This is a genomic window from Nocardia transvalensis (genome assembly GCF_015477765.1).
GTDB lineage: Bacteria > Actinomycetota > Actinomycetes > Mycobacteriales > Mycobacteriaceae > Nocardia > Nocardia transvalensis_A.
On sequence record NZ_JADLQQ010000017.1, the window covers coordinates 35,312 to 59,703 of the forward strand.

Annotated in this window: 25 protein-coding genes and 1 tRNA gene; 17 read left to right on the plus strand and 9 right to left on the minus strand. The window is 68.3% G+C overall.

Annotation, left to right across the window (positions count from 1 at the left end):
• The first annotated feature begins 29 nt into the window (after positions 1–29).
• The 7 genes from IU452_RS35960 (at position 30) to IU452_RS35990 (ending at position 6,570) form a co-directional block, all read left to right on the plus strand.
• A complete protein-coding gene (locus tag IU452_RS35960) occupies positions 30–1,232 on the plus strand; it encodes a cytochrome P450 (RefSeq protein WP_195113734.1) in 1,203 nt (400 codons plus the stop codon).
• On the plus strand, positions 1,232–2,038 hold the full coding sequence (locus tag IU452_RS35965) for an SDR family oxidoreductase (protein ID WP_195113735.1): 807 nt from the start codon (positions 1,232–1,234) through the stop codon (positions 2,036–2,038). Before IU452_RS35960 ends, IU452_RS35965 begins: the two co-directional genes overlap by 1 nt.
• On the plus strand, positions 2,038–2,244 hold the full coding sequence (locus IU452_RS35970) for a ferredoxin (RefSeq protein ID WP_195113736.1): 207 nt from the start codon (positions 2,038–2,040) through the stop codon (positions 2,242–2,244). Before IU452_RS35965 ends, IU452_RS35970 begins: the two co-directional genes overlap by 1 nt.
• Entirely contained in the window at positions 2,241–2,789 is a 549-nt protein-coding gene (locus IU452_RS35975; protein WP_195113737.1) for a nuclear transport factor 2 family protein, read from the plus strand. The genes IU452_RS35970 and IU452_RS35975 overlap by 4 nt, the downstream gene beginning before the upstream one ends.
• Before the next feature lie 5 nt (positions 2,790–2,794).
• Entirely contained in the window at positions 2,795–4,036 is a 1,242-nt protein-coding gene (locus IU452_RS35980) for a hypothetical protein (protein ID WP_195113738.1), read from the plus strand.
• A gap of 22 nt (positions 4,037–4,058) precedes the next feature.
• Positions 4,059–5,669 (plus strand): acyl-CoA synthetase, encoded by a 1,611-nt coding sequence (locus IU452_RS35985; protein ID WP_195113739.1) that lies wholly within the window; start codon positions 4,059–4,061, stop codon positions 5,667–5,669.
• A gap of 133 nt (positions 5,670–5,802) precedes the next feature.
• The gene (locus tag IU452_RS35990) at positions 5,803–6,570 is read left to right on the plus strand and encodes an SDR family NAD(P)-dependent oxidoreductase (protein WP_195113740.1); all 768 of its coding nucleotides are present in this window, start codon (positions 5,803–5,805) and stop codon (positions 6,568–6,570) included.
• A 170-nt stretch (positions 6,571–6,740) separates the two neighbouring features.
• On the opposite strand, the gene IU452_RS35995 is transcribed toward IU452_RS35990, so the two are convergent.
• Entirely contained in the window at positions 6,741–7,562 is an 822-nt protein-coding gene (locus IU452_RS35995; RefSeq protein ID WP_195113741.1) for a crotonase/enoyl-CoA hydratase family protein, read from the minus strand.
• A gap of 138 nt (positions 7,563–7,700) precedes the next feature.
• Here IU452_RS35995 and IU452_RS36000 point away from each other — a divergent pair, with 138 nt between their 5' ends.
• From IU452_RS36000 to IU452_RS36010, 3 genes are all read left to right on the plus strand, one after another.
• On the plus strand, positions 7,701–9,299 hold the full coding sequence (locus tag IU452_RS36000) for a succinic semialdehyde dehydrogenase (protein ID WP_195113742.1): 1,599 nt from the start codon (positions 7,701–7,703) through the stop codon (positions 9,297–9,299).
• Positions 9,300–9,535: 236 nt separating this feature from the next.
• Positions 9,536–10,054: a DUF2231 domain-containing protein gene (locus IU452_RS36005; protein WP_195113743.1), complete on the plus strand. Its 519-nt coding sequence runs from the start codon at positions 9,536–9,538 to the stop codon at positions 10,052–10,054.
• A 19-nt stretch (positions 10,055–10,073) separates the two neighbouring features.
• Positions 10,074–10,523: a hypothetical protein gene (locus tag IU452_RS36010; protein ID WP_195113744.1), complete on the plus strand. Its 450-nt coding sequence runs from the start codon at positions 10,074–10,076 to the stop codon at positions 10,521–10,523.
• Positions 10,524–10,582: 59 nt separating this feature from the next.
• Here IU452_RS36010 and IU452_RS36015 read toward each other — a convergent pair.
• The 3 genes from IU452_RS36015 to IU452_RS36025 form a co-directional block, all read right to left on the minus strand.
• A tRNA-Pro gene (locus IU452_RS36015) sits at positions 10,583–10,656 on the minus strand.
• Positions 10,657–10,712: 56 nt separating this feature from the next.
• Positions 10,713–12,308, minus strand: coding sequence for a hypothetical protein (locus IU452_RS36020; protein WP_195113745.1), 1,596 nt, complete (start codon positions 12,306–12,308; stop codon positions 10,713–10,715).
• A gap of 39 nt (positions 12,309–12,347) precedes the next feature.
• A complete protein-coding gene (locus tag IU452_RS36025; protein ID WP_195113746.1) occupies positions 12,348–13,310 on the minus strand; it encodes a metallophosphoesterase in 963 nt (320 codons plus the stop codon).
• A 116-nt stretch (positions 13,311–13,426) separates the two neighbouring features.
• Between IU452_RS36025 and IU452_RS36030 the strand changes: the two genes are divergently transcribed.
• On the plus strand, positions 13,427–13,891 hold the full coding sequence (locus IU452_RS36030; protein WP_195113747.1) for a GatB/YqeY domain-containing protein: 465 nt from the start codon (positions 13,427–13,429) through the stop codon (positions 13,889–13,891).
• A gap of 442 nt (positions 13,892–14,333) precedes the next feature.
• On the opposite strand, the gene IU452_RS36035 is transcribed toward IU452_RS36030, so the two are convergent.
• A complete protein-coding gene (locus IU452_RS36035; protein WP_195113748.1) occupies positions 14,334–16,706 on the minus strand; it encodes a penicillin-binding protein in 2,373 nt (790 codons plus the stop codon).
• Positions 16,707–17,084: 378 nt separating this feature from the next.
• Between IU452_RS36035 and IU452_RS36040 the strand changes: the two genes are divergently transcribed.
• Positions 17,085–17,408: a WhiB family transcriptional regulator gene (locus tag IU452_RS36040; protein ID WP_030516437.1), complete on the plus strand. Its 324-nt coding sequence runs from the start codon at positions 17,085–17,087 to the stop codon at positions 17,406–17,408.
• 66 nt (positions 17,409–17,474) lie between these two features.
• On the opposite strand, the gene IU452_RS36045 is transcribed toward IU452_RS36040, so the two are convergent.
• Together IU452_RS36045 and IU452_RS36050 are read right to left on the minus strand one after the other, a co-directional pair.
• Positions 17,475–18,680: an ArsA family ATPase gene (locus IU452_RS36045; protein ID WP_195113749.1), complete on the minus strand. Its 1,206-nt coding sequence runs from the start codon at positions 18,678–18,680 to the stop codon at positions 17,475–17,477.
• Positions 18,680–19,717, minus strand: coding sequence for an ArsA-related P-loop ATPase (locus IU452_RS36050; RefSeq protein WP_195113750.1), 1,038 nt, complete (start codon positions 19,715–19,717; stop codon positions 18,680–18,682). Before IU452_RS36050 ends, IU452_RS36045 begins: the two co-directional genes overlap by 1 nt.
• Positions 19,718–19,940: 223 nt before the next feature.
• Between IU452_RS36050 and IU452_RS36055 the strand changes: the two genes are divergently transcribed.
• The 3 genes from IU452_RS36055 (at position 19,941) to IU452_RS36065 (ending at position 21,438) form a co-directional block, all read left to right on the plus strand.
• Positions 19,941–20,105: a DUF4177 domain-containing protein gene (locus tag IU452_RS36055; RefSeq protein ID WP_098698302.1), complete on the plus strand. Its 165-nt coding sequence runs from the start codon at positions 19,941–19,943 to the stop codon at positions 20,103–20,105.
• Complete coding sequence (locus tag IU452_RS36060; RefSeq protein WP_195113751.1) at positions 20,105–20,572, plus strand: RidA family protein; 468 nt, start codon at positions 20,105–20,107, stop codon at positions 20,570–20,572. The genes IU452_RS36055 and IU452_RS36060 overlap by 1 nt, the downstream gene beginning before the upstream one ends.
• 71 nt (positions 20,573–20,643) lie before the next feature.
• Entirely contained in the window at positions 20,644–21,438 is a 795-nt protein-coding gene (locus IU452_RS36065) for an MBL fold metallo-hydrolase (RefSeq protein ID WP_195113752.1), read from the plus strand.
• A 54-nt stretch (positions 21,439–21,492) separates the two neighbouring features.
• On the opposite strand, the gene glxR is transcribed toward IU452_RS36065, so the two are convergent.
• Both glxR and IU452_RS36075 read right to left on the minus strand, forming a co-directional pair.
• Complete coding sequence (glxR, locus tag IU452_RS36070) at positions 21,493–22,167, minus strand: CRP-like cAMP-activated global transcriptional regulator GlxR (RefSeq protein WP_067997873.1); 675 nt, start codon at positions 22,165–22,167, stop codon at positions 21,493–21,495.
• Positions 22,168–22,342: 175 nt separating this feature from the next.
• Positions 22,343–22,585: a hypothetical protein gene (locus IU452_RS36075; protein WP_228819333.1), complete on the minus strand. Its 243-nt coding sequence runs from the start codon at positions 22,583–22,585 to the stop codon at positions 22,343–22,345.
• Between the two features lie 142 nt (positions 22,586–22,727).
• Between IU452_RS36075 and nth the strand changes: the two genes are divergently transcribed.
• Complete coding sequence (nth, locus tag IU452_RS36080) at positions 22,728–23,525, plus strand: endonuclease III (RefSeq protein WP_416382403.1); 798 nt, start codon at positions 22,728–22,730, stop codon at positions 23,523–23,525.
• A gap of 47 nt (positions 23,526–23,572) precedes the next feature.
• Positions 23,573–24,277: a TlpA family protein disulfide reductase gene (locus IU452_RS36085; RefSeq protein WP_416382404.1), complete on the plus strand. Its 705-nt coding sequence runs from the start codon at positions 23,573–23,575 to the stop codon at positions 24,275–24,277.
• Positions 24,278–24,392: the final 115 nt, after the last annotated feature.

Below are 24,392 nucleotides of genomic sequence, written 5' to 3' on the forward strand. Positions count from 1 at the left end.
AACTCGTTCTCGAAACCGGGGTGGTGGCGATGACCGCGGCCTCCTTGGAACCGCTCACGTTCGACCCCTACGACTACGTGTTCCACGAGGATCCCTACCCGGTTTATCGGCGGCTGCGGGCGGAGGCGCCGCTCTATCACAATCCGGATCTGGGGTTCTGGGCGCTGTCGCGGCATGCGGATGTCGCCGCGGGGTTCCGGGACGACGAGCGGTTGTCGAGTGCCAACGGTGTGTCGCTGGATCCGGCCGCCTGGGGGCCGAAGGCGCACAAGACCATGTCGTTCCTGGCGATGGACGATCCGCGGCATCTGCGCATGCGCCAGCTCGTCTACAAGGGTTTCACGCCGCGCCGGGTCACCGAAATGTCCGGCCGCATCCGCGAATTGACCCTGCAGCATCTGGAACCGGCGCTGCGGCAGGGACGGTTCGACTGGATCGAGGATGTCGCGGGCAAGCTGCCGATGGATGTCATCTCCGAACTGATCGGCGTGCCGGATGCCGACCGCGCCGAACTGCGGCGCCTGGCCGATCTGGTGATGCACCGCGAGGACGGCGTGCTCGATGTGCCGGTGGCCGCGATGGACGCCTCGCTGCAGTTGGTCGGCTACTACGCCGAGATGCTGGCCCAGCGCCGCCGCGCCCGCACCGAGGATCTCACCTCCGCGCTGCTGGACGCCGAGATCGACGGCGACAAGCTGACCGACGAGGAGATCCTGGGCTTTCTGTTCCTGATGGTGATCGCCGGTAATGAGACCACCACCAAACTGCTCGGCAACGCCTTGTATTGGGCCGCGGTCGATCCCGCGCAGTACGCGAAGGTCGCCGCCGATCCCGATCTGGTCGGGGACTGGGTGGAGGAGACGCTGCGCTACGACACCTCGAGCCAGATCCTGGCGCGCACCGCGGCGGTCGACCTCGAATTCCACGGCGGCACCGTGCAGGCCGGGGAGAAGGTGTTGCTGTTGGTCGGCTCGGCCAACCGGGACGAGGAGGTGTTCGCCCGCGCCGACACCTACGACATCGAGCGGTCCGACAAGGGCGCGCTGCTGAGTTTCGGGCGTGGTGTGCATTTCTGCCTGGGAGCCCACCTGGCTCGGCTGGAGGCGGGAATCGCGCTGCAGGAGTTCGTGTCTCGGGTGCGTGCCTACGACATCGACGACGGGGGTGTCGTGCGGGTGCACTCCACCAACGTCCGTGGTTTCGCGAAACTGCCGGTGGAGGTGCATCGGTAATGCCCAGGTTCGCACCGCACCCCGCGCGGAGACCGGCGCTCGTGGCCGGAGCCTCGTCGGGAATCGGCGCGGCCACCGCGGTGGCGCTGGCCGAGGCCGGTCATCCCGTCGCCCTCGGCGCACGCCGGGTGGAGATCTGTGAATCGCTGGCGGAGAAGATCCGCGCCGACGGGGGCGAGGCCTTCGCCTACCGGCTCGACGTCGCCGACGGCGGTTCGGTCGAGGAATTCGTCGCCGCTGCCGAAAAGGCCCTAGGCACAGCCGAGGTCGTGGTCTCCGGTGCGGGTGACCTGGAATTCGGGCACGTCTGGGAGATGGATCCGGAGAAGTTCCTCCAGCAAGTGCAGGTGCATCTGGTGGGCGCGCAGCGGCTGGCCCATCGCGTCCTGCCGGGCATGATCGAGCGCCGCCGCGGGGATTTCGTGGTGATCGGCTCGGATTGCGCGGACACCCCGCGGCCCGGTGTGGGTGCCTACAACGCCGCCAAGACCGGTTTGGAGGCCATGGCCCGTCAGTTGCGGATGGAGTTGGAGGGCACCGGCGTGCGCGCCTCGGTGGTCCGCCCGGGCCCGACCCAGACGGCCATGGGAATGAGCGCCGAGCCCGAAGTGATCGGGCCGCTGCTCGAGGACTGGGTGCGCTGGGGCTTCGCCCGCCACCCCTACTTCCTGCGGGCCTCCGATATCGCCGCCGCCGTGCTGGCGGTGGTGTCCGCGCCGCGGGGCGCGCATCTGGTGCTGGTCGAGGTGCAGCCCGAGGCCCCGCTGCGCGAGCCCGAAACCCCTGCGACGGAAGGGAACCGGTGATGCGCATCGTGGTGGATCTCGATCTGTGCCAGGGCCATGCCGTCTGCCAGGACGAGGCCCCCGAGCTGTTCACCGTGCCCATGAACGGCCAGGTGCAGATCCTGCGCTCGGATCCCGGCGCGGATCTCGACGCGGCCCGCGCGGCCGTGCGGTACTGCCCGACCCAGGCGTTGTCGATCGTGGATGAGGAAAACGGAGACCGATGATGGTTGCTCGTGACGAGCTGGACGAGATGGTGCGCCGGTGGGTGGAGGAGAACGAACGCTGTGAGGCGCAAGGGGATTGGCGACCTTTGGCGCAGATGTACACCGAGGACGCCACCTACGGGTGGAACTACGGGCCCACCCAGGAGTTCATGGCCGTCGGCCGGGACGAGATCCGCGAACTGGCCCTCGGGCAGGAGATGGCCGGGTTGGAGGGCTGGACCTACCCCTATCAGGAATTCGTCGTCGATGACCGTAGCGGCAGCGTGATCGGTTTCTGGCGACAGGTCAGCGACGCCACCCGCGCCGACGGCAGCCACTACTCCACGGCGGGCATCGGCGGCAGCTGGTTCCGCTACGGCGGCAATTTCCAGTGGTCGTGGCAGCGCGACTTCTTCGACTTCGGCAATGTGTCGGCGCTTTTCGCGGAGATGATCGCGGCCGACGCGCTCTCGCCAGGCATGCGCCGACGTATCCAGCGGTCCATGTCGGGCGAACCGCTGAAGGGGTGGTACCACATCGGTGAATCCCCGGTTCCCTTGTGGTGAGCGACATGTCGTCCAGCCGATTCGCCGAGCTGTCCCGGGCCGAACTGGCGGTGCTGGTCCCGGAGCTGCTGCTGTGCGGACATCTCATCGACAGGTCCGGTATGGCGCATTCCATCGCGGCATTCGGTCGCGACGGCATGGCGGAGATAGCCATCGAAGAGTGGCAGCTGGCCAGTCCGGTCTACACCCGGAGGATGCGGCGGGCGCTGCGCATCCCCGGGGACGGCGTGGACACCATATTCAAGGGGCTGCAGCTCGATATCGGCGCGCCCCCACAGTTCATGGACTTCCGGTTCCGGGTCGACGATCACGATCACGGCGAATTCTGGCTCGATCACTGCGGGGCACTGGCCGATGTCGAACCGATGGGGGAGGACTTCGTGGTGGCCATGTGCCACACCATCGAGGACCCCACCTTCGACGCGACGGCGTTGGCCACCAACCCCCATGCTCAGGTGCGGCCGATCCACCGTCCGCCGCGGCGACCGGCCGATCGCACGCCGGTGTGTGCGTGGACGGTCATCATCGATCCGGCGCACCGGCCGCCCGAGGAACCCGAGAATGCGGCTTTGATCGCCGAATCGGCCGCCGCCCGAGTCGAATTGGCGCCGATCGATCCCTCCGATCCGGGCTGCTCCGACTACGCCGGACCGCTGTTGAGCGATCTGCGGTTCGCCGACTTCTCGAAATCGGCGCTCGTCCGCCTTGCCGATGAGGTCTGTTTGCAGCAGCACCTGCTGACCCTGGGCTTCCTGGTCGCCGTGCGCTCGCGGACCGACCGGCCACGGACGACCGAGATCGCGCGGAAACAGTTCATCGGCATCGCCGGGCTCACCTCCGAGCGACTGCGCCGAGCCTTGTGTCTGGGCGGCGACCCGGAGGCTCTGGCGCGAGTGCTGCGCCTGCATCCGGCCTGGAATCCGTTGCCCTACATCGACATCGATATCGCGGTCCATCACGACAGCGTGGTGCTGCGGCTCGGGCGCGACTGTGCGGGCGTGGCCGACGGCGGCTGGCCCGCCCTGATCGATGCCGACCATCTGGACCCGGTGAATGCCATGGCTCGCGGCGTCGATCCGCACTACGACGCCCGCCTCCGCTCCGTCGACGACACCGAGTTGGTGATCGAGATCGGCGCGGCCGAACGGCCGTTTCCGCAGGCGCCCGAGGTCGCCGTCACCCGCTTCAGCACCGGCGCCGACTTCGTCTTCGGCGACCGCCGGCCGCTGCCGCTGACCGTCGTGTAACCCCCAGCGAGAGAGACCCGCCATGCCGAACAACTTCGCCGACCTGTTCGAGCACGCCGTCGACGCCATGCCCGATCGCGTGGCGCTCATCCAGGGTGGGCGCCGAAAAACCTTCCGCCAGTTGGAGAGCCGCGCCAACCAGCTCGCCCACCACTTGGCCGCCGTCGGCATCGGGGTCGGCACCCATGTCGGGTTCCAGATGCACAACAGCATCGAGACCATCGAAACCCTGATCGCCTGCTTCAAACTGCGCGCGGTGCCGATCAATATCAACTATCGCTACGGCGCCGAGGAGCTGCGCTACGTCTTCGACAACGCCGATCTGGAAGCGCTGGTCCACCACCGGTGCTACGCCCCGGTGGTCGATCAGGTGCTCGAACAGGCCCCGGCGATCCAATACGCGCTCGTCGTCGAGGACGATGCGGGTGGGGCGGGCCTGCCGAGCCGGTCGGTGCCCTACCAACATGCATTCGAAACCACTTCCACAGCACGGGATTTCGGCGAGCGTAGCGCCGATGACCTGTTCATGATGTACACCGGCGGCACCACCGGCCTGCCCAAGGGGGTGATGTGGCGGCAGGAGGACATGTGGCGGGTGCTCGGCGGCGGCATCGACTTCTTCACCGGCGAACCGGTCGCCGACGAATATCAGCAGTCCCGCACCGGCGCGCAGGGACAGCCGATGGTGTGGTTCGTGCTGCCGCCGCTGATCCATGCCGCGGCCATGATGCCGACCTTCACCGCGCTGTGGTCCGGGCAGGCGGTGATGCTGGAGCCGAGATTCGACCCCGCCCAGGTGTGGCAACAGGTGGCGCGGGAGCGGGCCAATATTCTCGTCATCACCGGCGATGCCATGGCCCGTCCGCTCCTGGACGCCTACCGGGCGGCGCCCGTGGACGCCTCGAGCCTGGTGAGCATCGGCTCCGGCGCCGCCCTGCTGTCCCAGCCGGTGAAGAACGCACTGCTGGAACTGTTTCCGCAAGCGATCCTCACCGATTCCATCGGCTCCTCGGAAACGGGTTTCGGCGGAATCGGGTTCGCGCAGAAGGACGACGATCCGGCGCGCGGACCGCGGGTGCAGACCGGGCGCGGGGCGGTGGTGGTGGACGACGACGGGCATCCCGTCGGTCCCGGCGGCGAGGGCTGGATCGCCAAGACCGGTTCGGTGCCGCTGGGCTACTACAAGGATCGGGCCAAGTCGGACAAGCTGTTTCGGACCGTGGGCGGCGTTCGCATGGTGGTGACCGACGATCGCGCCCGGGTCGAGGCCGACGGCGCGATCACGCTGCTCGGCCGCGGCAATATGGTGATCAACACCGGTGGCGAGAAGGTCTTCACCGAAGAGGTGGAGGCGGTGGTGAAGGCCCACGACGGTATCTACGACGCCGTTGTGATCGGTGTGCCGCACGAACGCTGGGGGCAGCAGGTCGCCGCCGTCGTCTCCGCCGAGGATGCGCGATCGGTCGATTTCGACGCCCTGGAAAGCCATGTCCGTACGCACCTGGCCGGGTACAAGCTGCCCCGCCGGATCTGGGTGGCCGAGGTGGTCGGGCGCACCCCCAGCGGCAAACCCGATTACCGCTGGGCCAAGGCGTACGCCGCGAGCCGCGAACCGGACCATCAGGTGGGCTGAGCAGCGACGACGGCCATCCCGCTCAACGGGATTCGACCCCGAAAGCCTGGAGCCCAGAACAAGAACGTGTTCTACTTTGGAGGTGTCGGCGGTGCCTGCTGCCCGACGCCATCGTCGATGCTCAGGAGGTTGGATGAGTAAGACTGCACTGGTGACCGGTGCCGCCAGCGGGATGGGGCGCATCGTGGCTCAGCGTCTGGCCGCGGCGGGGTATCGCGTGGCCGCGGTCGATCTGAACGAGACCGGGCTGGCCGAGACCGCTCGTCACTCGCCGAATACGAGCACCTACGTCTGCGACGTCTCCGATACCGACGCGGTGCAGGCGACGGTGGAGAAGGTGCGGGCCGATCTGGGGCAGATCGACCATGTGGTGCACGCCGCGGGCTTCGCGCGCGTGGGCGGCACGCTCACCCAGGACATTTCGGAAGTTCGGCGCTTGATCGAGGTCAACTACCTCGGCACGGTGAATGTGTGCCAGGCGGTGATCCCGGCCATGCGCAATGCGGGTTCGGGGACCGTCGTGCTGTTTGCATCGATGGCGGGCTGGCTGTCCTCACCCGGCTTGGCGGCCTACGCGGCCTCCAAATTCGCCGTCATCGGCTATGTCGACGCGCTGTATCAGGAACTGCACGGCAGTGGGGTGCGGCTACTGTGCGTGTGTCCGCCGCACGTGGAAACCCCGTTCCTGGAAGGGGTCCGGGCCGTCGATCCGGCGGTGCTCGCCGGGCGCAGCGGTATGTCGCCGGAGAAGGTCGTCGATGCCATGGAGAAGGCGCTGGCCAAATCCAAGATGCCCCTGTACATCTTCCCCGGCCAAGCGCACGTCATGGTGCTGGCGCGCCGCTTCACGCCGAACCTGTTGCGCAAGCAGATCATCCGCCTGGTGAAGCCGAACGTGTGATTCGACCGACGCAAGCCGCCCTGGTGTGGGCCGCCGCCATGTCGGCGTGGCCTCACACCAGGGCTGCGTGGCCTCACACCGTCCCGGCGTGGCCTCACACCGTCCCGGCGTGGCCTCACACCGTCCCGGCGTGGCCTCACACCGTCCCGGCGTTCTTTTCGCCGGGATCCTCAGCGGCCCTTGAACTCCGGCTTGCGCTTCTCGGCGAACGCGCGTGGGCCCTCCTTGGCGTCCTCGCTGCGGAAGACCGCCAGACCCAGCTCGGCGTCGATCTTGAAAGCGTCGTTCTCGTGCAGACCCTCGGTGTCGCGCATGGTCTTCAGGATCGCCTGCACCGCCAGCGGGCCGTTGGCGTTGATCAGCTCCGCGAGCTCCAGGGCCTTGTCCAGTGCGGTGCCATCGGGCACCACGTGGCCGATCAGGCCGATCTCCTCGGCCTCGCGGGCGGTGATGTGACGGCCTGTGAGCAGGATGTCGGCCGCGACGGTATACGGGATCTGGCGGGGCAGCCGCACCGCAGAGCCGCCCATCGGGAACAGGCTCCAACGCGCCTCGGACACACCGAATTTCGCGCTCTCCCCCGCCACGCGAATATCGGTGCCCTGGAGGATCTCGGTGCCCCCGGCGATGGCCGGACCCTCGACCGCGGCGATCAGCGGCTTGGTCAAACGACGGCCCTTGAGCAGGCCGGGCATGTAGGTCGGATCGAAGCCGCCGCCGCTGCTCATATTCTCGGCCGGATCCTGCTTGGTCATGGCCTTGAGGTCGGCGCCCGCGCAGAACGAGCCGCCCGCGCCGGTGAGGATGCAGGAGCGGATCTCCGGATCGTTGTCGACGGTGTCCCACGCCTGCACCATCAGCTCCAGCATCTCGCCGGACAGCGCATTGCGGACGGCGGGACGGTTCATGGTGACGATCAGCGTGGCCCCGCGCCGCTCGATCAGGGCATGCGGTTCTGTATTGCTACCGGTTTCAGTGGCTGCCGTCGCCATGGCCGACCCTCTTTCTCTGGGCGATTACCTGCTCTTTACCGAAGAAGTTACTCCGCGACATTGTCCCAAACAATAACGTGTTCTAGTTTGAAACATGGTGACCGCCGTCACGGGCGGCAAGTGGATGGAGAGATCCTTATGGCGACAACCACGCAGAGCGGCACGGCGACGCTGCCGCCGCGGATCACGACAGCGCTCATCGACCGGCTGACGGGGATGGTGACCGCGGGCGCGGCCGGGGAGAAGCGCGAACCCTACGAGATGATCGAGGTCTACACCGGCAAGGTCGTGGGTGAGCTGCCGCAGTCCTCACCCGAGGATGTCGCCGCGGCGGCCGCGAATGCCCGTGCCGCGCAGAAGGAGTGGGCCTCCTGGCCGCTGCGGCGTCGGCTGGCGGTGTTCGAGCGGGCACATGAGCTGATCCTGTCCGAGCAGGAGACCATCGCCGATCTGATCCAGATCGGGTCCGGTAAGACGCGCCGCATGGCCTCGGAGGAATCGTGCGATGTGCCGATGGTGATCAGCCACTACCTCAAGACCGCCAAGCGGGTGCTGAAGCCGGTGCGCCGCGGCGGCCCGATGCCGATCATCTCCACCTCGATCGAACAGCATCGGCCCAAGGGCGTGGTGGCGGTCATCTCGCCGTGGAACTTCCCGTTCGCGGTGTCGCTGTCGGATTCGGTGCCGGCGCTGATCGCGGGCAACGGGGTGGTGCTCAAGCCGGACAACAAGACTGCCCTCTGCGTGCTGTTCGGCGTGGAGCTGCTGTACAAGGCCGGACTGCCGCGGGGGCTCGTTCAGGTGGTGTGCGGGACCGGCCCGGATGTCGGGCCCAGCCTGGTGGAGAACTCCGATTTCGTCATGTTCACCGGATCCACCGCCACCGGTCGTGTCCTCGGTGAGCTGGCCGGGCGTCACCTCATCGGGTGCAGCCTGGAATTGGGTGGCAAGAACCCGATGATCGTCCTCGATGATGCGGATCTGGACGAGGTGATTCCGAGTGCGGTGTTCGCCGTTTACGGCAATACCGGGCAGGCGTGTATGCACATCGAGCGCATCTATGTACACGATCGGGTCTACGACGAATTCGTCCGCCGCTTCGTCGCCGATGCCGAGGAACTGGGCTCGAAGGCGGGGGCGACCTACGACTACACGCCCGAATTCGGTTCGCTGGTCTCGGTGGAGCAGATGCAGCGGGTGGCCTCGCACGTCGACGATGCCGTCGCGAAGGGTGCGAAGGTGCTCACCGGCGGTAAGCCGCGGCCCGATCTCGGCCCGGCGTTCTACGAGCCGACCGTGCTGACCGACGTGACGCCCGATATGGTCCACGCCACGCTGGAGACCTTCGGCCCGGTGGTAACGGTGTACCGCTTCAGCGACGAGCAGGAGGCCATCCGCAAGGCCAACGCCACCACCTACGGCCTCAACGCCAGCGTCTGGAGCCGAAACCGGGCGCGCGCCAAGAAGATCGCCGATCAACTCGAGGCCGGCAACATCAACATCAACGACGGCTACGTGGCCACCTACTCCGCCAAGGCCACCCCGTCGGGAGGCGTCAAGGAGTCCGGCGTCGGCAACCGCCACGGCGACGCGGGCCTACTCAAGTACACCGACACCATCAACATCGGCATCCAAAAGGTCCAGGTCCTCTCCGCCCGAGCCAAGATGCCCATAGAAAAACAACTCCGCACCACCCTCCTAACCCTCCGCCTGATGCGCCGCCTCCGCCTCCGCTGACCACCCCTGTTGTTCCGGCCCTGGGGGGCCGGAACAACAGGGAATCATGAGCCCCCTGCCCTCCCGGCTGGGCTGTGGCTCTCGCGTCCGTGGGCTGTGGCTCTCGCGTCCGTGGGCTGTGGCTCTCGCGTCCGTGGGCTGTGGCTCTCACATCCCGGGGCCGTGCCCCTCACATGCCCACGCTCGCCGCGGAACGACGAAGGTGATATCCGAAATGTCGTGGGTACCCGGTCGGCATGGCGCCGAGTAGCGATCTGCAGCAGGCCAAACGCCCTGTGAGCGCGATGCTGGCCGGGCCCTATGGGCATCCGTTCCATCCGATCCTGGTGACCGTGCCGATCGGCGCCTGGATGGCGAGTCTGGTGTTCGACATCGGGTCGCACCTGGTGGACGACCCCGACTTCCTCGCCCGAGGGGCGCTGTGGCTCATCGCCATCGGCGTGGTGGGTGCGCTGGCCGCGGCCGCGATCGGGTTCCTCGATCTGCTGGGGATCCCGACCGGTACGCCCGCTTTCCGGACCGGGCTGCTGCACATGAGCCTGAATCTGGCGGTGACCGTCGCCTTCGCCATCGCTTTCCTGTGGCGTAGCTCCGGCGGGGGGCCGCACGGCGCCGTCGCACTGGGCCCGCTGCTGTTGACGGTGGTGAGCCTGGTGGTGCTGGCGGTCTCGGGCTACCTCGGCGGCAAACTCGCCTACCACTACGGCGTGCGGGTGGCCGAGCAGGCCGACCAGGCCGCCGGATTCCGGCGCTGAACTCCCCTAGGAGACCGATATGGGTATCGCGGCATTGATTACCTGGCTGCTGACCGCGGGCGGTGGTTTCGTTCTGCTCGGCACGTGGATCTCGAAAGGCGGTGTGCGACAACCCGGCTCGACCCACCTGCCGCCGCCGGTGCTCTTCGCGCACTTTCTGCTGGCGGCGGCCGGACTGATCGTCTGGATCGTGTATCTGGTCGTCGACTCCGACGTCCTGGCCTGGATCGCGTTCGGCCTGCTGATCCCGGTGGCGCTGCTCGGCTTCTTCATGCTGATCCGCTGGCTCCCGGTCTACCGGTCCCGGATAACCGCCACCGCCGCGACCACGCCCGCGGTCGGAGCCACTGCAGTCCAGCCCGAACCGGCCGAAAAGCATTTCCCGGTCGCCATCGTCGGCGGCCACGGCGTCTTCGCGGTCGCAACCGTGGTGCTGGTGCTACTCACGGCCCTGGGGGTGGGCGGCTGAAACGAAAACGGCTCCCAGCTGAGTAAGGCTGGGAGCCGTGTCGTGTCTCCACACACGAGTCGGGGTGACAGGATTTGAACCTGCGACCTCCTCGTCCCGAACGAGGCGCGCTACCAAGCTGCGCCACACCCCGTGAGGCGAACCTGTCGTAGCTTACAGCAGGGGTCCGTCAGACGTTAAATCGGCTGGTCATCGGTTCGGGAGGGGGCGGATGCTGGTGACGATCTTCTTCGCGGTCTCCTTGTCGACGGCCTTGGGGATGCCGGTGTCGCCGGTGACCGCGATCACGAAATTGCCGTTCTCGCTGGGGAAGGCGAACGTGTAGACCGCGAAGGTCTTGGCGCAGCCGGGGGCCGGGGAGGTGCCGCCGCCGGTGGTTTCGACGAAGCTGCCGTGCAGCTGACCGTCCAGGGAGACGACCTGTTCGGCCGGTGCGGGTTTGGCGCCGGTGGCGGTCGGCCAGCCGATCTTGACCATGCGCATGCCGATATCGGCGGCCGCGGCGGCCGGGTCCGCGTGCGGTGACATGGTCAGGAAGGAGTTGGTGCGCACGGATCTGGGGCAGTAGTCCTTGCCGTCCTGCGCCAGCCCGGCGATCACCAGCTGGTCGGGCGACTGGCCCAGCGTGCTGGTGCCCGCCTCGATCTTCCAATCCTTGGGGATGTCGTAGGCCGCGCCGCGCTCGGGAACCTGGACGGTCTGAAACCCGGGGACCAACGGTTCCGAGGATGCCGCGCGGCCCGCTGTGGTCGTCGGGGCCGACCGGCTCGTGCTGGGCGCATTCCTACCGGTGCTGGTCAGGGCGCTGATCATGGACGGTGCCGCGGCCTGTGTCGGCGTGCCGGCCTCGGCCTTGTCGGAGCGCTGGCCCGCGGCCACGACCGCCAGGGTGGCCACGGCGGCCACCACGACCGCGGCGCCGACTCCGGCGAAGATCCACGCTTTGCGGTTGCGGCCGGGCGGCGGCCCGTCGGGGGTCTTGGTCTCGATCATGGTCGTCGGCGGGCCGGAGGGCGGTGCGGCTGCCGACCGGGTGGATTCGCGTCCGGTCGCCGGGACGCCGAGCTGCCAGGGTTGTTCGGGCTGCCGTCCCCAACCCGCATCGTGCGGTGAGAATGCCTGCGTTGCACCGGGATTGGGCTGGCGGGTGCGCTGATCGGGGGAAAAGCCCGCTGCGCCGGCCTGATTGCTTGCGCCCGCCTGGCGGGTGGGCTCGCCCGAGGGGAGGTTCAGCCACTGCGTCGGCTCGGGCTGCTGCCCGGCGCCACCCTGGGGATTCGGGCGGCCGCCCGGCTGATTCGAGGTCTGCGGTGGCAGCGAAATGCCCGGCACCGGACCGTGATTCGGCATATTCCCCCCGCCCTGCGGCGGACCGGGCCGGGGCCCCGAGGGGCCGCCGGGAGGGCCGGGTTCACGCTGCGGCAAACCGGGACCGGGGCGGTGTGGCGGCGCGGGGTTCGCGGGCCCACCGAGGTCGAGCTGCCGGGTCGGTTCGGACTGCGCGGCCGCATCCTGCCCGGCCCAGTCCTGCCTCCCGGGGGCGGGTGGTCGCCGGTGGAACATCTCCGTCTGCGCGGATTCGTTCGGAGGATCGGTGCGCCGGATCGCCTGGGTGGGCACGGCGTCGTCCGCGTCGGGACCGCTCGCCGGTGCCCGTCGTGGCGGTTCCGGCGGTCGGCGATGTATCCGCTCGGTCGGCACCGCCTCGTCCGAGCGGCCGGACTGTTGCGGTCCGGGCGCGTTCATCGACGGGTCGTTCGGTCGTCCCTCGAACCCACTGGTCACCCTCGTCCCCTGCCTGACGTTCCGGCTCGGCGCGCAACCCTAGCGCGCGATCGCCTCCGATGCCACGTGTCCGTGGCCGGTGTCGGCGGCGGGACGCTGCGGCGGGGCGGCCACCAGGGTGAGAAGCGTAGCCTCCGGTCGGCAGCAGAACCGGTACGGGGCCCACGGTGAGGTGCCCAGTCCGGCGGAGACATGTAGCCGGGTGTGTGCGCCCCAGCGTGAGGCGCCCTTGACGCGGGAGCGGTCGATGCCGCAGTTGGTGACCAGGGCGCCGAAGCCCGGCAGGCACAGCTGGCCGCCGTGGGTGTGACCGGCCAGCACCAGGTCGTAGCCGTCGGTCGCGAATCGGTCCAGCACCCGCGGCTCGGGGGAGTGGGTGAGGCCGATGCTCAGGTCCGCCAACGGGTTCGGCGAGCCGGCGATGGTGTCGTAGCGGTCGCGGCGCAGGTGCGGATCGTCGACGCCCGCGGTGGCGATCTTGATCCTGGCGACCTCGACATCGCGGCGCACATGGGTCAGATCCAGCCAGCCGCGTTCGGTGAAGGCCGCGCGCAGATCCTGCCAGGGCAGCGGCGCGCCGTGCACCCGCTTGTGGTTCTTCTTGAAGTACTTCATCGGGTTCTTCGGCACCGGCGCGAAGTAGTCGTTGCTGCCGAAGACGAACAGGCCCGGCCGCGACAGCAGACCCGACAGCGACTGCACCACGGCAGGTACCGACCGCGGGTGGGCCAGATTGTCACCGGTATTGACGACCAGATCCGGCTCGAGCCGTTCCAGTTCTCGCACCCACGCCTGCTTCATCCGCTGCCCGGGGGTCATGTGCAGATCGCTGAGGTGCAGCACCCGCAGGCTCGACGAGCCCGGCTGCAGAACCGGTAGCGTCGCCTCGCGCAGGACGAAGGCGTTGCGCTCGATCAGCGAGGCATAGCCGATTCCGGCTGCCGCGGCCCCTGTGGCACCCAGCGCGGCTCGTCGGAGTGCGGGAGACGAGAGTACGGGCATTCGCCCAGAATAGGCGACCGGTGTGACGAACACCGAGTGTGATTCCGCACAGGGACACGCTACGGGCGGCGCAAATGCAGTGGGAGGGAGCTCTCCCACCGGCTACCGTGTGGCGCATGTCGGAACTCAAAGCCAAGCTGCGTGCCGATCTCACCGCCGCGATGAAGAACAAGGATGCGCTGCGTACGGGCACCCTGCGCATGCTGCTGGCCGCGGTCCAGACCGCGGAGGTCGCCGGCTCGCAGGCGCGCGAACTCACCGACGCCGAGGTGATCGCCGTGCTGAGCAAGGAGGCGAAGAAGCGCAACGAGGCCGCCGTCGTCTACGAGCAGGCCGGGCGCGGTGAGCTGGCCGCCAACGAGCGCGCCGAAGAGGAAATCATCGACGAATACCTGCCCACCCCGCTGACCGACGCCGAGGTCGCCGACATCGCCGACACCGCCATCGCCAACGTCGCCGAACAACTCGGCGAACGCCCCGGCATGAAGCAAATGGGCCAGGTCATGAAGATCGCCACCCAACTCGCCGCCGGCCGAGCCGACGGCTCCCGCCTCTCCGCCGCCGTCAAGTCCCGCCTCTAACCCCGGCCAAAAGCCCGCCGGGGACAGTGAGGGCCGAGCCCGCCGGGGACAGTGAGGGCCGAGCCCGCCGGGGACAGTGAGGGCCGAGCCCGCCGGGGGCAATGAGGGGCGAGCCCGCCGGGGACAGTGAGAGTCGAGCCCGCCGGGGACAGTGAGGGCCGAGCCCGCCGGGGGCAATGAGGGGCGAGCCCGCCGGGGACAGTGAGGGGCGAGCCCGCCGAGGGCGGTGAGGGCCGAGCCTGCGAGAGCTACCAGGCTCCGTGGTGAGCCACCGGCCGGGCTTCGCCTTCTCCCGTTCGGGTGGGCGCTGGCACCCACCTGCTGCACCCCGTGAGCTTGGGCGCCTGTCTCGTGCATTCGGGGGGCGCGCCCATCCTCTCGGGGCTTCGGGGCTTCTCGTTCCCTGTCGTCCGGCCCCCAGGGCCGGACGACAGGGCCACCCTCACCGAGGAATGGGAATCGGAATCGGCGGCAACCGCGGTGGCGGAGGCAATCCCGGAAGGTTCGGCAGCCCTGGCGGACCCGGCGGCGGTCCCGGCGCAGGTGCCTCGCGCTGGGTCCCGTCACTCACGTGGACCGTGATCACCGAACCCGGGATGGCCGAGCCGTTGGGTGTGGTGCCGATGACCGTTCCCTTGGCCGCCGATCCGGGCACCGTCACCATCGTGACCTGGAAGCCCGCGCCGATCAGGGTGGAGCGCGCCTCGCTCTCCGACATGCCGGTCACGTCGGGGATCTGGGAGTTGTTGGCGCCCCGCACATATTTGTCGTCCAGCGGCGGCAGCGCGGGCGGCGGGAAGCGGTCGAGCACCGGTTTGATGCCGCCGAGCCAGCTGCGCGCCGGCTCGTTACCGCCGTACAGGTTGCCGTCGCCGCAGCTGCGCAGCGGGAACGAGCAGATCTCGCCCGGCGTGGGCGAGTCGCCGTAGATGTAGGCGGCCCCGGCCAGCGAGTTGGTGAAGCCGAGGAATGCCGAGGACCGGTGCGATTCGGTGGTCCCGGTCTTGGCCGACAGCGGCGCGTTCCAGCCGACCGCCCGGGCCGATCCGGCCGCGGTGCCGTGGACGTCGTCCTTGCTCATGGCATTGGCGAGGGTGTTCGCCAGTCCTGGCTCCACGACCTGCTCGCACGCCTGCTGGGTCAGCGGCACCGGCTTGCCGTTGCGGTCGACGACCTCCTTGATCGGATTCGGCGGGCACCACTTCCCGCCGGAGCCCAGCGTGGCGGCCACATTGGACAGCTCCAGCGGGTTGATCGGGAACGGGCCGAGGGTGAACGAGCCCATGTTCTGCTGTTTGACCATGTCGGCCAGGCTCTGGTTGCCGTGCCCGGAGGTGCCCGGCTGCGTGTAGGAGCGCATGCCGAGGCGGACGGCCATATCGACGGTCGGGGTCACCCCGACGTCCTGGATGAGCTTGACGAAGGCCGTATTCGGCGACTGGGCCAGCGCCTCGGTCACCGACATCGGTGACTTGTAGTTGCCGACGTTCTTCACGCAGTACGCGTCCGCCGGACAGCCCGGCGTGTTGCTGTAACCCATACCCTTGGCGACGACGAACGACGGCACGTCGAGCTGGGCGTTGATCCCCAGCCCCTTCTCCATCGCCGCGGCCGTGGTGAAGATCTTGAAGATCGAGCCCGCACCGTCACCGACCATCGAATACGGCTGCGGCTGCATGGTCTGATGTGTCGCGGTGTCGAGGCCGTAGTCGCGGCTGGACGCCATGGCCAGCAGCGGGTGCGAATCCTGGCCGGTCCCGATGATGCTCATCACCTCGGCGATGTCGTCGAGCTTCGGGTTGGTCACCGAATCGACCGAGGCCTTGATCGAGTTCTGCACCGCCGGATCCAGATTGGTGCGGATCAGGTAACCCCCCTTGTCGATCTGATCCTTACTGATCCCGGCGTTCTGCAGGTACTGCAGCGCGTAGTCGCAGAAGAAGCCGCGGTCCGCGGCGGCAATGCAGCCGCGCGGCAGCCCCTTCGGTTCCGGCAGCACGCCCAGCGGCAGGTTCTTGGCCTCGCGGAACTCCTCGGCCCGGCTGGGGATGTTCTGGATCATCGTGTCCAGCACGATGTTCCGGCGGTCCAGCACGCCGTTGGGGTTGGTGTAGGGGTTCAGCTTGGAGCTGGACTGCACCATGCCGGCCAGCATCGCCGCCTGTGAGACGGACAGATCCTTGGCGTCGATCCCGAAGTAGGTCTGGGCGGCGTCCTGCACGCCGTAGGAGCCGTTGCCGAACGGCACCAGGTTCAGATACCGGGTGAGGATCTCGTCCTTGGTCAGCTCTTTTTCCAGCGTCAGGGCCATCCGGATCTCGCGCAGCTTGCGCGCGGGGGTGGTCTCGATCGCGGCCCGACGCTCGGCGTCGGTCTTCGCGACGACCAGCAGCTGGAAGTTCTTCACGTACTGCTGGTCGATGGTCGAACCACCCTGCTGCACTTCGCCGCTCGAGGTGTTGCGCAGGAAGGCCCGGAAGGTGCCCTGCCAGTCCACGCCGCCGTGTTCGGCGAAGCGCTTGTCCTCGATCGACACGATCGCCAGCTTCATATCGTTGGAGATCTTGTCGCTGGGCACCTCGAAGCGCCGCTGCTCGTAGAGCCAGGCGAAGGGCGCACCGGAGGCGTCGACCATGGTCGACACGGCGGGCACGGTGCCCTCCACCAGTTCCGCGGAGACGTTGTCGACGGCGTCGGCGGCCCGGTTGGACACGTACCCGAAACCGCCGGCGAGCGGGAACAGCAGCCCGGCCACGAGCACGGCCGCCAGGATGCATGCACCGGCCAGCCTCGCGAGCGTTTGTGAGATCGGCACGAGACCAAGCCTAATTGGATGTCCCGAGGCCGCGCGGTGTGCGGTCGAGGCGGACTGTCTCCGCCCTGTTCAGGGCGACGGAGGGGGACTCGCGAACCGCCGCCCGGGCGCGTCGCGCACGGCCGCGCCGGGCGTGTCGTCCGGTTGCTTTCGCCCTGTCCGGTTCCGGTTGGAATTTGCAGGGACGGTCGTACCAAAAATTCCGGGGACGGTCTTGCGCAGTCGCCATACCTTTACCTAGATTGAGAACCCAGTGTGATAGAGCTAACACTCAAAGTGGAATGTGGTGCAGGACGCAGTGGGGTTGGGTTGCTGCGCACTGCACGCGATTCTGGAGCGCCGTTGACCCGGTGTTCGGACTGCAAAGGGGCACACCAAATGCACATGACTACCCCCATCGCTCGATTGGACGTGGAGCAGGCCGAAGCGAGAATCGCCTGGGTGTCCCAGGCCCGATGCAAGGAAGTAGATCCCGATCAGCTGTTCGTGCGCGGCGCGGCTCAGCGCAAGGCGGCGACTATCTGCCGACACTGCCCGGTGTTGATGGAGTGCGGTGCCGACGCCCTGGACAATCGAGTGGAGTTCGGTGTGTGGGGTGGCATGACCGAACGGCAGCGGCGGGCGCTGCTCAAACAGCATCCGGAGGTGACGTCCTGGGCCGACTTCTTCCGTGCCCAGCGTCAGCAGAAGGTGGCAATGTAGCCCGACAGACGAACGGTCCGAGCCCGCGCGAGCGGGCTCGAACCGTTTCACTCCGAGTTTCCAGGCTCAGCGGCCGTTCCCGGCCAGCTGATCACCCACCGCCCGCAGGGCGTCGAGATCCGACACCTCGAACGGCAGCGCGGTCACCGCGACAATCGGGACCCGTGGGTGGGCGCCGGTGAACCGATGCAGCAGATGCCGTTCGCGCTTGGCAGTGGTCGCCCGATGCGCATGAATGCGCAGCACATTCGCGGCAAGCGCATTCGCATCCTCCCCAGTTCCGGCACGTCCCCCATCCCCAATGGTTCCGGCATGCTCGGGGCCGGAACCATTGGGAACCAGCCGATCCGCGGCAGCCAGGGCATGTTCGGGCGACAGCGAGCACAGCACGGGATGGGTGCGGTTGAGCACCAGTCCGGCCGGCGGCATGTTGTCGGTGGAGAGCCGGTCCACGAAGAACGAGGCCTCGCGCAGCGCATCCGGTTCCGCCGCGGCCACCACCAGGAAGTGCGTGCCCGGCCGCGACAGCATCGCGTAGGTCCGCTCGGCCCGGTCCTGGAAACCGCCGAACATCGACTCCAGCGACTGCAGGAACAGCGAGGCGTCCTTGAGCATCTGACCGCCCACGATGGTCGAGACGCCGCGCACCGCCAGGCTCATCGCGCCCGTCACGAACCGGCCCACGCCCCGGCCCGGTGCCATGATGACGCGAATCATGCGGCCGTTGAGGAAGTTTCCGAGCCGCTTCGGCGCGTCGAGGAAGTCCAGCGCATTGCGCGAGGGCGGGGTGTCGACCACGATCAGGTCCCACTCCCGCCGCGCGGCCAGCTGCCCCAGCTTCTCCATCGCCATGTATTCCTGTGTGCCCCCGAAGGATGAGGCGACGGTCTGATAGAAGGGGTTGGCGAAGATCTGCTCGGCCTTCTCCGGGCTGGTGTGCTCGAGCACCATCTCGTCGAAGGTGCGGCGCATGTTCAGCATCATCGCGTGCAGCTCACCCTTGGCCTCGGGCCCGAGCTGCACCCGCTGCGGGGCGTTGCCCAGATCGCTGACGCCCAGCGACTGCGCCAGCCGTCGCGCCGGGTCGATGGTCAGCACCACGACCTTGCGGCCCTGTTCGGCGGCGCGCAGCGCGATCGCGGCGGCCGTAGTGGTCTTCCCGACACCGCCGGAGCCGCAGCAGACGATCACCCGTGCGGTCGGATCGGCGATGATGCCCGAAACGTCGAGCGGGGTAACGTTCGGCGGGAGCAGCGTGGGTGTGGCGGGCATCAGCGGACTCCCTGCTCGCTCAGATGTTCGGCCAGCTCGTACAGCCCGCCCAGATCCATGCCGTCGGGCAGGGCGGGCAGGTACAGCCGGCTGATATCGACCTTGGCCAGCGCGGCCGAACTGTCGTCCTGTGCCTGCAGGGTGGCCGAATGTTCCACCGTCTCGCGCAGCAGGCCCTCGAAATCGCCGTCGGACAGGGTGATTCCGGCGGCCTTCAGTCCGGCGCGCAGCGCCTCGGTGTCGAGGTCGCCGGTGGCCGCTCGGGCGCGCAGCTCCAGCGGGAGGTAGCCCTGGGTAGCCCGGTTGACGATCACGGTGCCGATCCGGAAGTCGGACTCGGTCAATTCCGCGACGGCGTCGGCGGTTTCCTGCACCGGCAGCGCCTCGAGCAGGGTCACCAGGTGAACGATGGTCTGATCGGAGTGCAGCAGATTGGAGACGCCCTCGGCCTGCGAGGCGATCGGGCCGCCCTTGGCCACCTCGGCCATCGCCTTGGTGACGTCGAGGAAGCTGGCGATGCGGCCGGTCGGCGGCGCGTCCACGACCACCTCGTCGTAGGCCGGCTTACCCGACTTGTCCACGCGCACAGCGCATTCCTTGATCTTGCCGGTGAGGATGACGTCCCGCAGGCCCGGCGCGATCGTGGTGACGAATTCGATGGCCCCCATGCGCCGCATCGCCCGCCCGGCGAAGCCGAGGTTGTAGAACATGTCCAGGTATTCGAGGAAGGCGTGCTCGATGTCGAGGGCCAGCGCCATGACCTCGCCGCCGCCGTCGGCGGTGGCGATCTTGGTTTCGGTCGGCGGCAGCGGCGGCAGATCGAACAGCTGGGCTATCGACTGCCTGCCCTCCACCTCGACCAGCAGCACCCGCCGCCCCCCGGCCGCCAGTGCGAGTGCCAAAGCCGCGGCGACGGTGGATTTGCCGGTCCCACCCTTGCCGGAAACATAATGCAGGCGAGCCCTGTCCGCCCGTTCCGGCCACCCTCGTTTCAACCCCGGCTCTTCCGAAACGGGCGCTGCAGTCGGTACTCCCACGTCCGCGAGCCTATAACCGGTTGCGAAACCATGGCCACAGGCCGCACCGACTGTTCGCTAGGCCACAGTGCCTTCCCACAAGGTCTACCCGCAGCGTTCGCGGCCCGGCTCGTTTCTGGACTGACGGAGCGGGGGAGCGAAGCGGAGGAGCGGAGGAGGGAAGAAACGAGCCTCAGGGGCCGCGAACCCGCGACGCCGGAGGCGGCGCCATAAACTCAGCGCCATGAGTGATGTGACCCTGTGGGAGTACGCCACCGTGCCGTTGTTGACGCACGCGACCAAGCAGATCCTGGACCAGTGGGGAGCCGACGGCTGGGAGCTGGTGACGGTGCTGCCCGGTCCGACGGGCGAACAGCACGTCGCCTACCTGAAGCGGGAGAAGCGCTGATGACCGACTCGACTCCGTGGCGGACGAATCTGGAGCGGCTCGGACTAGAGCTGCCTGCGGTGGCCGCCCCGGCGGGTGCCTACATCCCCGCGCTGCGCTCCGGATCGCTGGTCTTCACCTCCGGACAGCTGCCGTTCGTGAACGGTCAGCTGTCGGCCGTCGGCAAGGTCGGCGCCGAGGTGAGCCTGGAGCAGGCCAAGGAGGCTGCCAAGCTGTGTGCGCTCAACGCCCTGGCCGCGGTCCACGACCTGGTCGGGCTCGACGAGGTGGTGCGGATCGTCAAGGTGGTCGGATTCGTGGCGTCGGCGCCGGGATTCAACGACCAGCCGCTGGTGATCAACGGCGCCTCGGAATTCCTGGGCGAGGTGTTCGGGCAGGCCGGTGTGCACGCCCGCTCTGCGGTCGGCGTCTTCGAACTGCCCAAGAACACCCCGGTCGAGGTGGAGCTCATCGCCGAGGTGCGCTAGCGGCCGTTGTGCGGTAAGCACATTCGGTAGGGCACGGAAGTTCGTCGCAGGCCCGCGCGTTAGGAGAGAGCATGACCCTCACCCATCCCGCGTACGGGCAGTTGCGTCCGGTGACGGCGACGGCGTCGGTGCTGTTGGCGAACAATCCCAATCAGATGACCCTGCAGGGCACCAATACCTGGATCCTGCGTGCCCCGGGTCGGTCCGACTGCGTCGTGATCGATCCGGGGCCCAAGGATCGCTCGCACAGCGAGGCGATCGCGCGGGAAACCGGGGGAAATATCGCGCTGACCCTGATCACGCATCACCATCACGATCACACCGGCGGGATCGATCGGTTGGTGAAGCTGACCGGCACGCCGGTCCGCGCCGCCGATCCGAAGTTTCTGCACGGTTCGGGCGCGCCGCTGGCCGACGGTGAGGTGATCGAGGCTGCGGGCCTGCGCATCACGGTGCTCGCCACACCGGGTCATACCCGCGATTCGGTGAGTTTCCTGCTGGACGATGCCGTCTTGACCGGTGACACCGTGCTCGGCAGCGGCACGACTGTGCTGGAATCCCGAGACGGCGCGCTAGGGGACTATCTGGCCTCGCTGGATCGGCTGTCGGAGGTCGCGAACGGTCGGGTGCTGCTCCCGGCACACGGCCCGGATCACCCGGATGCCGAGCCGGTGATCGGTTACTACATTCGCCACCGCCAGGAGCGCTTGGACCAGGTGCGGGAGGCGCTGCGCGTACTCGGCCCCGATGCCCGGCCGCTGCAGATCGTGGCGCGCGTCTACGCCGACGTCGACAAACGCCTGTGGCCCGCGGCCCGCAGCTCGGTCAAGGCCCAGCTGGCCTACCTCCGCAGTCAAGCGTCCTGACACACCCACCCGGCGGCCTCTCGCCGGGAGAGGCCGCGCCGGATGACGGGGTGGTCAGCGGGCCCGGCGGGCCAGCCGCTCCGAGTCGGTGATCAGCACGCTCTTCCCCTCGAGCCGCAGCCAGCCGCGATGGGCGAAGTCGGCCAGGGCCTTGTTCACCGTCTCGCGGGAGGCGCCCACGAGCTGGGCGATCTCCTCCTGGGTGAGGTCGTGGGTGACCCGCAGCGCGCCCGCCTCCTGGGTGCCGAACCGCTGCGCCAGCTGCAACAGCGCCTTGGCGACGCGGCCGGGCACGTCGGTGAAAATCAGGTCCGCGAGGTTGTTGTTGGTGCGGCGGAGGCGGCGGGCGAGGACCCGCAGCAACTGCTCAGCGATCTCCGGTCGCTGGTCGATCCACGACTTGAGAGCGTCGCGGTTCATGGTCACGGCGCGGACCTCGGTCACGGTGGTGGCCGTCGAGGTGCGCGGGCCCGGATCGAAGATCGACAGCTCACCGAACATGTCCGACGGGCCCATGATGGTCAGCAGGTTCTCCCGGCCATCAGGCGACCGGCGGCCGATCTTCACCTTGCCCGACGTGATGATGTACAGCCGGTCGCCCGGTTCGCCCTCATTGAAGATGACGTGGCCGCGAGGGAAGTCCACGGGCTCGAGCTGTTTGGCGAGAGCCGCCACCGCGGTGGGCTCGACGCCTTGGAAGATGCCTGCTCTGGCGAGGGCCTCGTCCACGAATGTGCTCCTTATGGGAATTGGCTCTGTCGGGGACCGAAGCGATTCGGCCGACAGTGCAGTCTACTTGGCATACGGGCAGCGTAGTGACAGACACCACGTAACGCGCGGTTTGTGGAACGCTCGTAATGCCTGATTGGTTCCCGTTGCCGTCCGCGATTCTGCCGGACGCCGATCAGCTGGCCGCGGCCACGTCCAACTCGTCGCCGCTGGCCCGTCTGCGCCGCGCGCGGGTCGCATGCGGCGGCACCCCGAGCTTCGCCAATTCGTTGACCTCGGCATTGCTGGCCCGGTCGAGGTACTGCTGGACCTCTTCCTCCGGTTCGAGCAGTTTGCGTAGCCGGTTCTCGACCCGTTCCATGAACAGCGCGAACAGCATCAACACCACCGGGAAGAGCACCACAGCGAGTCCTTGCATAGGGGTGAGTAAACACGGAGAAGGTCTCAGATGGAACACGGGGCGTCTTCACGGGCGCGCTCCTGTCGGTGGGGTTCCGTAAGGTGGACGCGTGCGTGAACCCAGATCCGCCGCCGCGAACGGGCACAAATCACCCGTCGATATCGAGTCGGTCGAGACCCCTGCCGTCGAGCCCGCACCCCGTCGTCGCTCCGGCGGTTCCGCCAAGGACAAATTCGCCGGGGAAACCAAGCTGGGATTGGTGCGCCGGGCCCGCCGGATGAATCGCGCGCTGGCCATCGCCTTCCCCGACGCGCACTGCGAACTGGATTTCACCACACCTCTCGAATTGGCCGTCGCGACAATCCTTTCCGCGCAGTGCACCGACGTCCGCGTGAACCAGACCACGCCCGCGCTGTTCGCTCGCTATCCCGATGCCGAGGCCTATGCCGAGGCCGACCGCACCGAGCTCGAGGAGTACATCCGCCCGACCGGTTTCTACCGCAACAAGGCCACCGCGCTGATCGGTCTGGGACAGGCACTGATGGAACGCCACGACGGCGTGCTGCCGCACACGATGGAGGAGTTGGTGAAGCTGCCGGGCATCGGCCGCAAGACCGCCAACGTCATCCTCGGCAATGCCTTCGATGTGCCCGGAATCACTGTCGACACCCACTTCGGCCGCCTGGTGCGGCGCTGGGGGTGGACCGACGAAGAGGATCCGGTGAAGGTCGAGCAGGTCGTCGGCGAGCTGATCGAGCGCAAGGAATGGACCATGCTCTCGCATCGGGTGATCTTCCACGGCCGCCGGGTGTGCCATGCCCGGAAGCCGGCCTGCGGGGCGTGCCTGCTGGCCAAGGACTGCCCGTCGTTCGGGACCGGTCCCACCGATCCGGCCACCGCCGCCGCCCTCATCAAGGGACCCGAGGCCGAGCACCTGCTCGAACTGGTGAACCGGTGAAGTCGTTCCCCGTTGCCTGGCGATGGGCGCTGGCGACCCTGATCGCCATCGTGGCCTTGGCCGTCGCGATCTGGCCTCGCGGCGACCACGAAACTCCAACGGCTACAACAGGTTCGGCGCCCCCGCCAAGTTCGGCGGTCTCCCCGGAGCAACGTGCCGCCGCAGCCTTGGCCCCTTGCCCGGCCCCGGCCGCTACCGCAGCGGCCTCGTCCGCCGACCCCCAGGCCGCTCCGCAGGCCGCGTCATCTCCCCCTGCCGCGCAGGCTGCGCCGTCTGCTCCTGCCGCGCAGGCTTCCTTGTCTTCCCCTGCCCCGCTTGCGGGGCAGGGGGCGCTGGCCGGGCTCACCCTCGGGTGTCTGGCCGATGGCCGCCCGGTCGATCTGGGGGCGGCGCTGGCCGGGCGACCGGCGCTGCTGAATCTGTGGTCGTACTGGTGTGAGCCATGCGCACACGAATTGCCCGCCCTGCAGGAGTTCGCGGCCCGTGCGGGGGCGGCGATCACGGTGCTCACCGTGCACAGCGATCCGGACGAGGCGAAGGCGCTGGCGCGGCTGACCGATCTGCAGGTGCACCTGCCGGGCGTGGAGGACGGCGCGGCGCAGGTGCGCAATGCCGTCCGAGCGCCCGCGGTGCAGCCGGTGTCCGTGCTCATCCGCGCCGACGGATCGGTGGCGAAACTGGTGGTGCGGCCCTTCCGCGATGTCGACGACATCGCCGCGACAGTGGCCGCCGAACTGGGAGTCACGGCGTGAGGGTGCGCTCCGACCACGGCGGATGCACGAAAGGCACCGGCCGATTCCCTGTCGAGCCGGATGATCGTGCACGATCTGATCGTCGGCCGGAAGCCGGTGCGGGCCGCGTGCCTCG